Below are 14,050 nucleotides of genomic sequence, written 5' to 3' on the forward strand. Positions count from 1 at the left end.
CGCCTTGAGCGCGCTTTTCCCGAAACGAGCATGACGAACGATTCGCCACCGCCGCCCTCATCACCGCCGCCAGACGTCGACGACGCCGGCCGCGATGCACCGCCGCCGCGTCGCAAGCCGCGCCGGGCGCTGCGCGTGTTCGTGTGGACGGTGCTGGGCATCGTGCTCATGCTGGGCGCCGAATCGCTCGCGCTATTCGGTGCGCTCACGACCGAGCGCGGGACTGGGCTTGTCTGGCGCGCAGCCGTGGCGCTCTCGGGCGGACGCCTCGCCGGCACGTTCCAGGGTGGCACGCTCGCCAGCGGGCTGAGGTTGGCCGACGTGCATTTTCTCGAGCGGCCGGCGGCAACGGGCGGTCCCACGGCTGCGACAGCCGCGACGACCGAGATTCGCATCGACCGGCTGAGCGGCCGATGGGCGCTCACGCCGTCGCCTTGGCGGCTGACGATCGTCGATCTGCACGCGGGCACTGTCGATGCGCGTGTTGCGCCGACAAGCAGCAACGCGCCGATGACTTTGCCGCAGAGCCTGCGCTTGCCGATCCAGCTGGACGTGCGCGCAATCGGTATCGACCGGCTGCGCATCCATGACGGCGCAAGCGTGACGGAATTCGACCGTTTGCGGATGAGCGGCCGCAGCGACGGGCGCCATCATACGCTTGCGCTCGGCGGGCTCGATACGCCTTACGGGGCGATCACGGCCGAGCTGTCGCTCGACGGCGTGCGCCCGTTCGCGCTCACGGGCAACGCCGGTTATGCGGGCGAGTTCGCGGGCGAGCCGGCCCGGGCGAGCGCGCAGGTCACGGGCACGCTGGAGGCGCTGACGGCCGAGATCGACGCAAGCGGTTTCAAGCTCAAAGGGCATGCACGGGTAGAGGCCACGCCTTTTGCACCGGTGCCGCTCAAGCGCGCGCAAGTCGCGCTTGCTCACGTGAACCCGCAGACGTTCAGCCCCGGTGCGCCCGCGGCCGATCTTTCGCTCAACGCCGATCTCGGCCCCGTGCCGGGGGCGGGCACGTCGGTCGTGGCCGGTCCGGTCTCGATCGTCAACGCGAAGCCGGGCAGACTCGACGCGCAGTTGCTGCCGCTCATCGATGCACACGCCGATGTGCGGCTCGATGCAAGCGCGGAGCGCATTGCGGACCTGCGCGTGCGGCTCGTCGATGACGCCGAGCTCGCGGGCGGCGGCACGCTCACACGCGGCCGAGGTCGCATCGCCTTGCAGGCCAGCCGCCTCGATCTGAACACGATTACGCCATGGGTGCGCACGACGGCCCTCGATGGGCCGATCGGCGTGCAACTCGACGGCGCGACCACCGGGCTCGAGTTCGACCTTGCCGACAAGCGTGCGGGTCTCGGCGCACGCGCCAAAATCGCGTTGGATCCCGAGCGTATCGCGTTGCGCGATGTGCGCGTCGCGGCCGGCAGTGGCCACGTCGATCTCGATGGCACCCTCATGCGGGATGCTCGATCGACGTATTCGCTGCGCGCGACGCTGAAGAGCTTCGATCCGCGCCTCGTGCTGGCGGCGAGTGCGCCGCCGGCCGCGCCAAAGCGCCCGGGAGCCCCGCACGCGCCGCGCGCGGGAACATCATCGAAGCCGTCGACCGCATCGACCGCATCGAAGCGGCAAGTGACGTCGCATCCGTCGGCCCCGGGGAGAAAGTCCGCCGCGGTGGCGCGGGGCGCGTCGACGCGGTGGCCCGAGGCGCGCGTGACGGGCACGCTGGAAGCGAGCGGCACGTTGGCTCCGAATATCGCGACGAAGCTGCGGTTCAAGCTCGCCGACAGCCTCTACGACGGTCTTCCGCTCAAAGGCGAAGGCACGGTGCAGGTGGCCGACAAGCGCTTATTGCCGAGCGACGCGGCGCTATCGATCGCAGGCAATGACATCGAGCTGCACGGCAGCTTCGGCGCACCGGGCGACCGGCTGCGTTTTCGCATTGCCGCGCCGCAGCTCGGACGGCTCGGCTTTGGCCTGGCGGGCGCGGTGAATGCCGACGGCGACGTGACGGGCTCGCTCGCTCATCCCAATGCCACACTCAGCTACGATGCGCACGATGTATCGTTCGGCGAAAACCGCGTCGGTGCGGCGACGGGGCGTGCGCTCGTGCGTGACGGCGCGAACGGGGCGCTCGAATTCACCACCGATGCGCGCGACGTCCATACGAGCATCGCCGATTTCACGAGCCTTTCCGCGCACGCGAGCGGCACGCGCGCGAAGCACGCGTTCGATGCGGCGGCGAAAGGCACGCTGCGCGGCCGGCCGGTAGACCTCGTATTGGCGGCGTCGGGCGGGTTGACCGATACACGCGACGGCTTGCAATGGGCCGGTACCGTCACGCGCTTCGCAAATCGGGGCATGCCGGCGCTCGAACTGCAGGCGCCGCTCGCGATCAATGCGGGCCGCCAGTTCGTGACGCTCGGCGCGACGCGGCTCGCGCTCGAAGGCGCGCGGATCGATATCAAGTCCTTCGTCTACGACCGCGGCGCGATCCGCTCGGCCGGCTCGGCCTCGAATCTGTCGGTGGCGAGACTGCTCGCAATACGCGAGCAACTGACCGGCACGCCTTCGCGCATGCGTAGCGATCTCGTCGTCGCGGGCGATTGGGATTTCACGCTGGGCCGCACGGCGTCCGGCTACGCGCGCCTCGAACGCGTGAGCGGAGACGTGTCGGTCGACACGGTCCGGGGCGGATTGGCGCCGCTCGGCATCACCGCGCTTGGCGCACGCGCCGATTTTCGTACCGGCTCGCGATTGAGCGCGACATTGCACGCGGCGGCGAGCCGCATCGGCAGCGCGGACGCGAACGTGAGCGTACCGCTTTCCCCCGATCCGGCGCGCGGCGGTCAGCTCGGGCTGGCGGCAGATGCTCCGCTTGCGGGCACGATCGCGGCCGATGTTCCTTCGCTGAAAACGACGGGCGGCCTGTTCGGGCCGAGCTACGTGCTCGCCGGGCGCGCGGCGCTCAGGCTGAGCGTGGCGGGCACGATCGCGAAACCCGCGCTCTCAGGCGCGCTGACCGGCGACGGGCTCGCGGCGACGTTCATCGATCAGGGCGTGCAATTGAAAGACGGTATCGTACGCATCGCACTATCGGAGAATCTCGTCGACTTTCAACGCGTCGAGTTTCATGGCGGCGACGGTACGCTGCGCGCGACCGGTCAAGTGCGGCTCGATCGCGCCGAGCCCGACATCACCGCGCAAATCGTCGCCGACAAGCTCGAGTTGTTCGCCGCGCCGGACCGGCGGCTGTCGCTGTCGGGCAGCGCGACGGTTGCGAACGGCGGGCCGGCCGGCGGTATGAATATCGACGGCAAGTTCAAGATCGATCGTGCGCTGTTCGACATGCCGGAGCAGCCGGCGCCCAGCTTGTCGGACGATGTCGTGATCTTGCGCAACAACGCCGCCGTGCGAGGTGCGCCGCCGCCGATCGAGCCGACCATGAACAAGCCGGTGAGCCGCTTCGCGCCGCGCGCGAACATCGACATCGATCTGGGGCGCAACTTCCGTTTCCGTGGGCGCGGCGCTGATCTCGGGCTGCGCGGCACGGTGACCGTGATGTCGGCGCCGAGCCAGCCGCTGCGGGCCATCGGCAATGTCGGCGTGACCGAAGGCTCGACCTATACCGAGTTCGGGCGGAAGCTCGCCATCGAAAACGGCTTTTTCACGTTCAACGGACCGGTGGCGAATCCCGGCATCAATATCCTCGCGATGCGCCGCAATCAGGAGGTCGAGGCCGGCGTGCAGGTCACGGGAACCGTCGACGCGCCGATCGTCAAACTCGTGTCGGAGCCGAACGTGTCCGACAACGAAAAACTGTCGTGGCTGCTGTTCGGCCATGGCACCGATCAGGGCAACAATCTCGGCCAGCAAAGCTCGATGACGACGGCGCTCGCGCTGCTCGGGAGTGCGACAGGCAAACGCGTGGCGCAGACATTCGGACTCGATGAATTCACGGTGGGCCGCAGTGACGTCGGATTGACCGATCCGCAGGTGGTCATGCTCTCGAAAGCGATCAACGAGCGACTCGTGCTCGGCTATGAGCAGGGTCTGCAATCGGCGGCCAATGCGTTCAAGGCGACGATCAATCTCTCGCGTTTCTGGGCGCTTTCGACTTATACGGGCACGTTCCAGGGCGTCGATATCAATTACACGCGCCGCTTCGATGCGTTCTGGTTGAAACGGTGAGCCGGAAAATAACTGAGAAAAGTTCCCTATTCCAGCGTGGGGGTTGCATGTTCCGATAGCGGTTTCCGACTTAACCGAAAACCGAAATATGCAGCCGATCAGAATGATGCGTGCCCCATCGTCGATGGTCCACCGGACCGGGCCAATGAATTTCATCGAGGATCGCGGCGCATTCACGACCGCGAGCCGGAGCTCGACGTACAACCGCTATTTGTTCGCGGACACGCAAACCGGTGCGCGCGATCTGGTGCTTGACGGTACGGGCGCGCAGATCGTCGATTTCTTCGAGCGCGAGGCGATGTACGGCATCGAAACCACGATACCGGAATTGCCATCGATCTTCATGGGCGTGACGGCGCAAGTCTCGCGCAACCGTTATAGGACGCTATTTGCGGGAAATGACGCGGCCATGGCCGGGGTCAGCGTCGCGAACACGTTGATTCGATGTGTCGCACTGAAGGATTGGTCGACCGCGAAATTCGTGCCGCAGGATTCGCACGCGCTCGACTGCGGCATTGGCGGTTGTACGGCGCCCGTTGGCGACGTGGGCGATATTGGCGACCTGATCGCCACGGTCTACGACATGTACAAGTTCATCCGCAATCCCGGTATCGCCGAATCGAAAGGCAAGGCAGGGAAGCTATTTCGCGTCACATTCAGTCCGTTTCCGGGCGAAGGCATGCGGCGGATCGGACAAAGGCGGGTCTTCTTCTCCAGGTTCAGCGGCCACGGCATGCCGAACGCCACAGCCGACGGCAATGACTTCAAACGTCTTTTTCGGCACTGATGTCACTATTATTTAGGATTCCGAAATGGACATATGCGTTAAGGAGTATGCCGGCCGGATGTGCCGGTTATCGTCGGGAAATCCGGACTTCGGTAGTTTCGGCGCGGTGAAATTCGATCATGGTGGCGTGCCAATTCCTTACCCTCCACAAATCAACGGCATGTGGCTGTTGTCCGATTACGGACAGGGTGCGCGACCGCTTGTCGTCTACGGTACGCTCGACGAAATTGCCGGGTTCTTCAGCGCAAACGCGAACAAGGGCATCGAAAACACTTCACCGAATACCTTTTCGGGCAAGCCGGACATTTATATGTCCGTTTTCGAGCTTTCCACCGTGGCGCGTTACAAGTCGCTCTACCCCTATAACGAAGCCGCCACGAGAGTGGCCAAGTTCGCCGGCGGGACGTTCAGTTCGCCCGCGACGTTCGGCGCGGTGGGTCTGAAAATGCCGAGCAGTGCGGTGGGCTCACGGATTGCAGCGTCGTTGGGCAAACTCGCGTCGAAGCTTCATAAGGAGATACCGAAGGTGCGCAATCCGGGATTTGCCGCGGCGCCCGCTGCCCGAGGCAGCGGCATCCTGATGGTCAAGTTTTGGCATGTACCGTTCGACGGTTCTCGAAGGGTCGGCACGGGCAACCTGTTTTTTCGCGATATCGATCGGGCCGTGTTGCAGCAGTATTGATGGCGGGGGCGCACGCCGATTCGTGGCGCGCGCGCCCGCCGCCCGCCGCTACTTCACGCGCATACCCGGCTGTGCGCCGCTGTGCGGTTCGAGGATATAAAGCCCCGGTTCGGCTTTCTCGTCGGCAGCCGATGCCGCCAAGACCATCCCCTCCGAGAGCCCGAACTTCATCTTGCGCGGTGCCAGGTTCGCCACTATCACGGTCAGCTTGCCGACGAGGTCCTCGGGCCGGTAGGCCGACTTGATGCCCGAGAACACGTTGCGCGTCTTCTCTTCGCCGACGTCGAGCGTCAGTTGCAGCAGCTTGTCGGAGCCCTCGACGGCCTTGCATTCGACGATGCGCGCGATGCGCAGGTCGATCTTGGCGAAGTCGTCGATGGAAACGAACGAGGCCTCGGCGCTTTCGGTCGATTTCGCGGCTGCCGCAACGGTGCCGCCCTTGGCGCCCTTGCCGCTTTTGGCTGCTTCGACGGTGGTTTTCGCTGCCGAGGCCGCTTGCCGAGGCGGTGTAGTGTCGGTGGGTTGCAGCGATGCGCGGTTGGCCGCGACCAGCGCTTCGATCTGTGCCGGGTCGACACGGGTCATCAGATGCTTATAGGGGTTGATCGGGCGTGCCGACGAAAGGACGTTGCCGGCGTCGGCCCAAGTCAACGGCGCGATACCGAGAAACGCCTCGACGTTCGCGGCCAATGCCGGCAGGACCGGCTTCAGCGCGATCGTGAGCAGCCGGAACGCCTCGATGCTGACGCTGACCGTCTCGTGCAGCGCCACCGAGTTGGCCGGATCCTTCGCCTGGTCCCAGGGTTTGGCCGTATCGACGTAGGCGTTGACGGCATCGGCGAGTTCCATGGTCTGCCGGACGGCACGGCCGTACTCGCGCGCTTCGTAATGGGTGGCGATGTGCGGCAGCGCCTCGCGCAGCATGCCGAGCAGCGGGTGATGCATCGCGCTGTCCTGCACGCGGGCGTCGAATCGCTTTACGAGGAAGCCCGCCGCGCGGCTCGCGATATTGACGAACTTGCCGACGATGTCGCTGTTCACGCGTGCCAGGAAATCCTCGAGGTTCAGGTCGATGTCTTCCATCGTGGCATTGAGCTTCGCGGCGAAGTAATAGCGCAGCCATTCGGGGTTGAGCCCCGTGTCGACATAGCTCTTCGCCGTGATGAAGGTACCGCGCGATTTCGACATCTTCGCGCCGTCCACGGTCAGAAAGCCGTGGGCGAAGACGTTGGTCGGTGTGCGGTGGCCGGAGAACTCGAGCATCGCCGGCCAAAAGAGCGTGTGAAAGTAGAGGATGTCCTTGCCGATGAAGTGGTACTGCTCGGTCTCGGTGCCCGGGCGGATCCATGCTTCGAAGTCGAGCCCGAGGCGCGCGGCCAGATTCTTGAAGCTGGCGTAATAGCCGACCGGCGCGTCGAGCCAGACATAGAAGTACTTGCCGCTCGCGCCCGGAATTTCGAAACCGAAATACGGAGCGTCGCGCGAGATATCCCAATCGGCGAGCTTGGCCTCGCCCTTTTCGCCGAGCCATTCGCGCATCTTGTTGGTGGCTTCGGGCTGCGCGAGCCCGCTCACCCAGGTGCGCAGGAACGATTCGCAGCGCACGTCCGAGAGGCGGAAGAAGTAATGCGTCGACTTGCGGCGCACGGGCGTCGCGCCCGAGACGGCCGAGTAGGGGTTGATCAGCTCCGTCGGCTGATAGGTCGAACCGCAGACCTCGCAGCTGTCGCCGTATTGATCCTTCGCGCCGCACTTCGGACACTGACCCTTGATGAAGCGATCGGGCAGGAACATTTCCTTGACGGGATCGTAGGCCTGCTCGATCTCGCGGGCATCGATGAACCCGGCTGCCTGCAGCGAGAGGAAGATCGACTCGCAAAGTTCGCGGTTCTCGTCCGAATCGGTCGAGTAGTAGTTGTCGAACGAAACCAGAAAGCTGTCGAAATCGCGCTTGTGCTCGCGCCCGACGCGCTCGATCAACGCCTTCGGCGTGATGCCTTCCTTTTCGGCGCTCAGCATGACGGGCGTGCCGTGCGTGTCGTCGGCACCGACGTAGTACACCTCATGCCCGTGCATGCGCAGCGTGCGAACCCAGATGTCGGTCTGGATATATTCGACCAGGTGGCCGAGGTGGATCTGTCCATTCGCGTACGGCAAGGCGGATGTGACGAGAATCCGGCGACGGAGCGCGGGTGGGTTGGAGGCGATGTCGGGTGCTGTCATTGGCGTTCGAAGAGGGACCGCGCAGGGAAAACGCCGATTTTAACAGGGCCGGCGCGGCAATTCGTGGCAGGGCGCGGGCTGTGCCCCGCCTGACGTTCGGCGCGAGGGGGGAGGGGCCGCGGACTCGGAAGCGCCGAGGGGTCGGAAACCGTTGCGGCCCACGCACTGGAAACGGCGGGCAAAAAAAACCGGGGCGAATATGAACCGGCCCCGGAGCAACAACGACAAGAGGAGAATGGTGACGCGGCGGCCTTCGCCATCCGCGTACCGTACGTAGAGACAGCCGATTTCCGGGCGAGTTCGAAAAATTTTTCGATTTGTTTACCGAAACATTCCGGGCGCATTCCCGATCGGCCCGCAGCCCGCCCGGCGGGCTGCGGCCAGTTTATTGGTAGCGCGGCGCCTGGCCGTGCTGCGCGGTTGCTTTCAAATAGATTTCGACGCGGCGGTTCTGAGCGCGGCCCTGTTCGGTGTTGTTGTCGGCGACCGGCTGATTCGGACCGTATCCAGCGGCCGCCAGACGGTTAGGCGTTACGCCGCGCTGACTGAGGTAGTTCGCCACGCTTTGTGCGCGGTTCTGCGAAAGCGTCTGGTTGTACTGCGGCGACCCCGTGCTGTCGGTGTAGCCGCGCACTTCGGCAACGAGTTCGGGGTTCTGCGCCATCTGACTCGCCACTTCGTTGAGCGTCGGATAGAGCGCCGGGTTGATCTGATAGCTGTCGGTCGCGAACGTCACGTTGCTCGGGATATTGACCTTCAGCGAACCGTCGGGCTGTTCGTTGACGGTCGTGCCGGTGCCGCGCGACGCGCCCGAAATCCGGTTACGGATGTTGTTCCAGTTGTAGCCCGTGATGCCGCCCAACAGCCCGCCGACACCCGCGCCGATCGCAGCGCCCTTGCCGCCGCCGAAGATGGCGCCGAGGCCGGCGCCCGCGGCCGCACCGGCGCCTGTGCCATAGGCCGCATTCGTTTGCTGCTCCGTGGCGCAGCCGGCGAGCAGTGCGCCGGCCAGCGTGAATACCGTCAAGCGGGTCATGATTTTCGAGTTCATTTTTCGAGTCCTCTCAAGAAAACGTGTCGGAACGATGCCGGTTGTTCGGCCCGATCCGGGGCGGAAAACTGCTAAGCCTTGCCGCGCGCAGTGTCTTCCAGCCACGACGACGCAAGCCACTACAATAGCGCGTACGGGGACCGCGATGCGGCCCCCTGGCGAGCGCCGAGGGCGAAAGTGCCTCGGGAGCGCACTATTTGGCAATGGCGAGCAACACTTTCTTTCAATTTTCCTGCCTTGCGGCGCGGCGTGAGTCGCCCTCGGGCCGCATACGCTGCGGCCCGTCGGTGGGCCTCGCCGCGAGCCGTTTCGCTTCGGAGTTTTTTCGATGAGCATTGATCGGGCCTTGGTCGACGCCGCGCTTGCGGCCGTGACGGATCCCAACACCGGCCGACCGTTCGCGGCAGCCAAGGGCGTGAAGTCGGTCGCCGTCGACGGTACGGCCGTACGCGCCGAGATCGTCCTCGGCTATCCCGCGAAAAGCCAACTCGACGCGCTGCGTGCGTCGATCGAAGCGGCGCTGCGGCAGGTGCCCGGCGTCGAGCGCGCCGAGGTCACGCTCACGCAATCGATCGTCGCGCACGCCGTGCAGCGCGGGGTCAAGCTGCTTCCCAACGTGAAGAACATCGTCGCCGTGGCGTCGGGCAAGGGCGGGGTGGGCAAGAGCACGACCGCCGTCAATCTCGCGCTGGCGCTAGCCAGCGAAGGGGCGTCGGTCGGCGTGCTCGATGCCGATATTTACGGACCGTCGATTCCGATGATGCTCGGCATCGAGGGGCGGCCGGACTCGCCAGACGGACAAACGATGAACCCGCTCGAGGGTCACGGCGTGCAGGCGAATTCCATCGGCTTTCTCGTCGAGCAGGACAATCCGATGGTCTGGCGCGGCCCGATGGTCACGTCCGCACTCGAGCAACTGCTCAGACAAACGAATTGGCGCGAGCTCGACTACCTCGTCGTCGACATGCCGCCCGGTACGGGCGACATCCAACTGACGCTCGCGCAGCGCGTCCCGGTGACGGGAGCGGTCATCGTCACGACGCCGCAGGACATCGCCCTCATCGATGCCAAGAAGGGCCTGAAGATGTTCGAGAAGGTCGGCGTGCCGATCCTTGGCATCGTCGAGAACATGAGCATCCACGTCTGCTCGAACTGCGGCCATGCCGAGCATATCTTCGGCGCTGGCGGCGCCGAGCGCATGGCCGGCGAATACGGCGTCCAGGTGCTCGGCAGCTTGCCGCTCGACATCTCGATTCGCGAGCAGGCCGACAGCGGGCATCCGTCCGTCGTCGCCGATCCGAGCGGACGCATCGCCGAGACATACCGCGCCATTGCCCGGAAAGTGGCCATCCAGATTGCCGAGCGCGCGCGCGACATGACCGGCAAATTCCCGAGCATCGTCGTTCAGAACACCTGAGCGGGCCTGCTTCACGCGGCGTCCGGGGCTTTCGCGCGAGGGCCCGGCATGCCCTTGCGCCGCGCCGGCCGCGCGGCGCGGTATCATGTCGCCTTCGCTTGAGTCCGGGACGGCAGCGCAGGGGCGCTGCGGCCGGCATGAGGATCGCATGAGACAACGAACCGACGGGCGGCACGCGCGTGCGTTGAGCGTCGTCGCCTGCGTCGCCCTGTTTGGCCTGGCGGGCGCGCCGCTTGCGGGCTGCGCCGCATTTTTGGGCCACCACGAAAAGCGCGCCGATGCGCAATTGCGGCCGACGGTCGGCAGCGCGGTGCAAGGTGCCGTCACGTTCATAGAACGCGCGGACGGCGTGCAGGTCACATACAACCTCGCGGGCTTGCCGCCCAACACCGACCACGCGCTGCAAGTGCACGAGCGTGGCGATTGCAATGCGGTCGACGGCGCGAGCGCCGGCCCCGTCTTCGCGCCGGCCGCGTCGAGGCTTCGCGCCGGGGTGCGGCTCGAGGGCGATCTCGGCAATCTTCATGCGGACGCGAACGGCGGCGCGACCGGCTTCATCGTTGCGCCCGACGTCTCGCTCGACGGCGTGCGCTCGGTCGTCGGGCGTTCGGTGCTGATCTATCGCGAGCCGATCGACCCGGCATTTCCCGATCACAGCGTCGGGCCCGCGCTCGGGTGCGGCGTGATTCACGGACAATGAGCAGGACCGAGAGACCTCGAATTTTATGAGCATCAAATCCGACAAGTGGATTCGGCGCATGGCCGCCGAGCACAACATGATCGAGCCGTTCATGGGCGATCAGGTCCGCACGGCCGAGGACGGCCGCAAGATCGTGAGCTACGGCACGTCGAGCTACGGTTACGACATCCGCTGCGCCGACGAATTCAAGATCTTCACGAACATCAACTCGACGATCGTCGACCCGAAGAACTTCGACGAGAAATCGTTCGTCGATTTCAAGGGCGACGTCTGTATCATTCCGCCGAATTCGTTCGCGCTCGCGCGCACGGTGGAGTACTTCCGCATTCCGCGCAACGTCCTGACGGTTTGCCTCGGCAAGTCGACCTATGCGCGCTGCGGCATCATCGTAAACGTGACGCCGTTCGAGCCCGAATGGGAAGGCTACGTGACGCTCGAGTTTTCGAACACGACGCCGTTGCCGGCGAAGATCTACGCGAACGAGGGCGTGGCGCAGGTGCTCTTTTTCGAAAGCGACGAAGTCTGCGACGTGTCCTACGCGGATCGGGGCGGCAAGTATCAGGGCCAGCACGGCGTCACGCTGCCGAAGACCTGAATGCCGTCGGCGTGCCGTCACAACGCTGACGCAAAGCGCAAAGAGACTGACAGGTTTTCGAGCGACCGCTCGGCACGGAGAACATGACCCGCGCCAGCGGTCCTTGTTTTTGGAGAATCGTTCATGAAGTTCCGTTTCCCCGTCGTCATCATCGATGAGGACTTCCGTTCCGAGAACATCTCGGGTTCCGGCATTCGGGCGCTCGCCGAGGCGATCGAAGGGGAGGGCGTCGAGGTCCTCGGCCTGACGAGCTACGGGGACCTGACCTCGTTCGCGCAGCAATCGAGCCGCGCGTCGTGCTTCATTCTGTCGCTCGACGACGACGAACTGATGCTCGGCGAGACCGGTCCCGATGGCGAACTGCCCGAGTTCGCGACGGCGATTCTCGAGTTGCGTGCGTTCGTCAAAGAGGTGCGCCGACGCAACGCGGATATTCCGATTTTCCTGTATGGCGAGACGCGCACGTCGCGCCACCTGCCGAACGACATCCTGCGAGAGTTGCACGGGTTCATCCACATGTTCGAGGATACGCCCGAGTTCGTCGCGCGCCATATCGTGCGCGAAGCGAAGGTCTATCTCGATTCGCTCTCGCCGCCGTTTTTCAAGGAACTCGTCAAGTACGCCGACGAAGGCTCGTATTCATGGCATTGTCCGGGCCATTCGGGGGGCGTGGCGTTCCTCAAGAGCCCGCTCGGCCAGATGTTCCACCAGTTCTTCGGCGAGAACATGCTGCGCGCCGACGTCTGCAACGCCGTCGACGAGCTCGGGCAACTGCTCGATCACATCGGCCCCGTCGCGGCGTCCGAGCGCAATGCGGCCCGCATCTTCAGCGCCGATCATCTGTTCTTCGTCACGAACGGTACGTCGACTTCGAACAAGATCGTCTGGCATGCGACGGTGGCGCCGGGCGACATTGTCGTCGTCGATCGCAACTGCCACAAGTCGATCCTCCATGCGATCACGATGACGGGCGCGATTCCGGTGTTCCTGACGCCGACGCGCAACAACTTCGGCATCATCGGCCCGATCCCGCTCGACGAGTTCAAGCCCGAGAACATCCGCAAGAAGATCGAGGCCAATCCGTTTGCGCGCGAAGCGCTCGAGCGCAACCCGAATTTGAAGCCACGGATCCTGACGATCACGCAAAGCACGTACGACGGCGTCATCTATAACGTCGAAACGATCAAGTCGCTGCTCGGCGACTTCCTCGATACGCTGCATTTCGACGAAGCGTGGCTGCCGCACGCCGAATTCCATACGTTCTACCAGGACATGCATGCGATCGGTGCCGGCCGTCCTCGCACCGGTGCGCTCGTGTTTGCAACGCATTCGACGCATAAGCTGCTCGCGGGCATTTCGCAGGCTTCGCAGATCGTCGTTCAGGATTCCGCCGATGGCGCGTTCGACCGGCATCGCTTCAACGAGGCCTACTTGATGCACACGTCGACGAGCCCGCAGTACGCGATCATCGCCTCGTGCGACGTCGCGGCGGCGATGATGGAGCCGCCGGGCGGCACGGCGCTCGTCGAGGAATCGATTGCCGAGGCGCTCGATTTCAGACGCGCGATGCGCAAGGTCGACGCCGAATATGGCGAGGATTGGTTCTTCCAGGTCTGGGGCCCGGAGGCACTTGCCGACGAGGGCATCGGCTCGCGCGAGGACTGGGTACTGCGCGCGAACGATCCGTGGCACGGCTTCGGCCCGCTTGCCGAAGGCTTCAACATGCTGGACCCGATCAAGGCGACGATCGTCACGCCAGGGCTCGACCTCGCCGGCGAGTTCGCCGAATCGGGCATCCCGGCCGCCATCGTCACCCGGTATCTGGCCGAGCACGGCATCATCGTCGAAAAGACGGGGCTCTACTCGTTTTTCATCATGTTCACGATCGGCATCACGAAGGGCCGTTGGAACTCGATGGTGACGGAGCTTCAACAGTTCAAGGACGACTACGACAGCAACCAGCCGCTGTGGCGCGTGCTGCCCGAGTTCGTGGCCCAGCATCCTGCTTACGAGCGCATGGGGCTGCGCGATCTGTGCCAGGCGATTCACAGCGTCTATCGCGCGAACGACATCGCCCGGCTGACGACGGAGATGTATCTGTCGAACATGGAACCCGCGATGAAACCCTCCGATGCGTTCGCGAAGCTCGCACACCGCGAGATCGATCGCGTACCCATCGACGAGCTGGAGGGCCGCGTGACGAGCGTCTTGCTGACGCCTTATCCGCCCGGTATCCCGCTGCTCATTCCTGGCGAGCGGTTCAATCGGACGATCGTCAACTATCTGAAGTTCGCGCGCGAGTTCAACGAGCGCTTCCCCGGTTTCTCGACCGATATTCATGGCCTCGTCGCCGAGCGGGTGGACGGGCGCATCGAATACTTCGTCGATTGCGTGCGTGTCTGAT

Annotated in this window: 9 protein-coding genes; 7 read left to right on the forward strand and 2 right to left on the reverse strand. The window is 64.6% G+C overall.

Going from position 1 to position 14,050, the window contains the following annotated elements; translation table 11 throughout:
- Window positions 1-30 precede the first annotated feature (30 nt).
- The 3 genes from GWC77_RS18500 to GWC77_RS18510 all read left to right on the forward strand — a co-directional run bounded on the left by GWC77_RS18500 (window position 31) and on the right by GWC77_RS18510 (window position 5,660).
- Window positions 31-4,191: a translocation/assembly module TamB domain-containing protein gene (locus GWC77_RS18500; protein WP_173259361.1), complete on the forward strand. Its 4,161-nt coding sequence runs from the start codon at window positions 31-33 to the stop codon at window positions 4,189-4,191.
- Between the two features lie 145 nt (window positions 4,192-4,336).
- Window positions 4,337-4,978 carry a hypothetical protein gene (locus tag GWC77_RS18505; RefSeq protein ID WP_173259363.1) on the forward strand — a complete coding sequence of 214 codons (642 nt, stop codon included), beginning with the start codon at window positions 4,337-4,339 and terminating at the stop codon, window positions 4,976-4,978.
- Between the two features lie 25 nt (window positions 4,979-5,003).
- Window positions 5,004-5,660, forward strand: a complete 657-nt coding sequence (locus GWC77_RS18510; protein ID WP_173259365.1) for a hypothetical protein — start codon at window positions 5,004-5,006, stop codon at window positions 5,658-5,660.
- 48 nt (window positions 5,661-5,708) lie between these two features.
- Here GWC77_RS18510 and metG read toward each other — a convergent pair whose 3' ends face one another.
- A complete protein-coding gene (metG, locus tag GWC77_RS18515; protein WP_173259371.1) occupies window positions 5,709-7,883 on the reverse strand; it encodes a methionine--tRNA ligase in 2,175 nt (724 codons plus the stop codon).
- A gap of 385 nt (window positions 7,884-8,268) precedes the next feature.
- Entirely contained in the window at window positions 8,269-8,934 is a 666-nt protein-coding gene (locus GWC77_RS18520; RefSeq protein ID WP_173259373.1) for an OmpA family protein, read from the reverse strand.
- 328 nt (window positions 8,935-9,262) lie between these two features.
- On the opposite strand from GWC77_RS18520, the gene apbC reads away from it, so the two are divergent.
- The 4 genes from apbC (at window position 9,263) to GWC77_RS18540 (ending at window position 14,049) form a co-directional block, all read left to right on the forward strand.
- A complete protein-coding gene (gene apbC / locus GWC77_RS18525) occupies window positions 9,263-10,351 on the forward strand; it encodes an iron-sulfur cluster carrier protein ApbC (RefSeq protein WP_173259375.1) in 1,089 nt (362 codons plus the stop codon).
- A 148-nt stretch (window positions 10,352-10,499) separates the two neighbouring features.
- Window positions 10,500-11,051, forward strand: a complete 552-nt coding sequence (locus GWC77_RS18530) for a superoxide dismutase family protein (protein WP_173259377.1) — start codon at window positions 10,500-10,502, stop codon at window positions 11,049-11,051.
- Window positions 11,052-11,076: 25 nt separating this feature from the next.
- Window positions 11,077-11,646, forward strand: a complete 570-nt coding sequence (gene dcd, locus GWC77_RS18535) for a dCTP deaminase (RefSeq protein WP_173259379.1) — start codon at window positions 11,077-11,079, stop codon at window positions 11,644-11,646.
- Between the two features lie 123 nt (window positions 11,647-11,769).
- The gene (locus tag GWC77_RS18540) at window positions 11,770-14,049 is read left to right on the forward strand and encodes an arginine/lysine/ornithine decarboxylase (RefSeq protein WP_173259381.1); all 2,280 of its coding nucleotides are present in this window, start codon (window positions 11,770-11,772) and stop codon (window positions 14,047-14,049) included.
- The last annotated feature ends 1 nt before the right edge of the window (window position 14,050 follow it).

This window comes from Paraburkholderia sp. NMBU_R16, from assembly GCF_013282575.1.
Taxonomy (GTDB): domain Bacteria; phylum Pseudomonadota; class Gammaproteobacteria; order Burkholderiales; family Burkholderiaceae; genus Trinickia.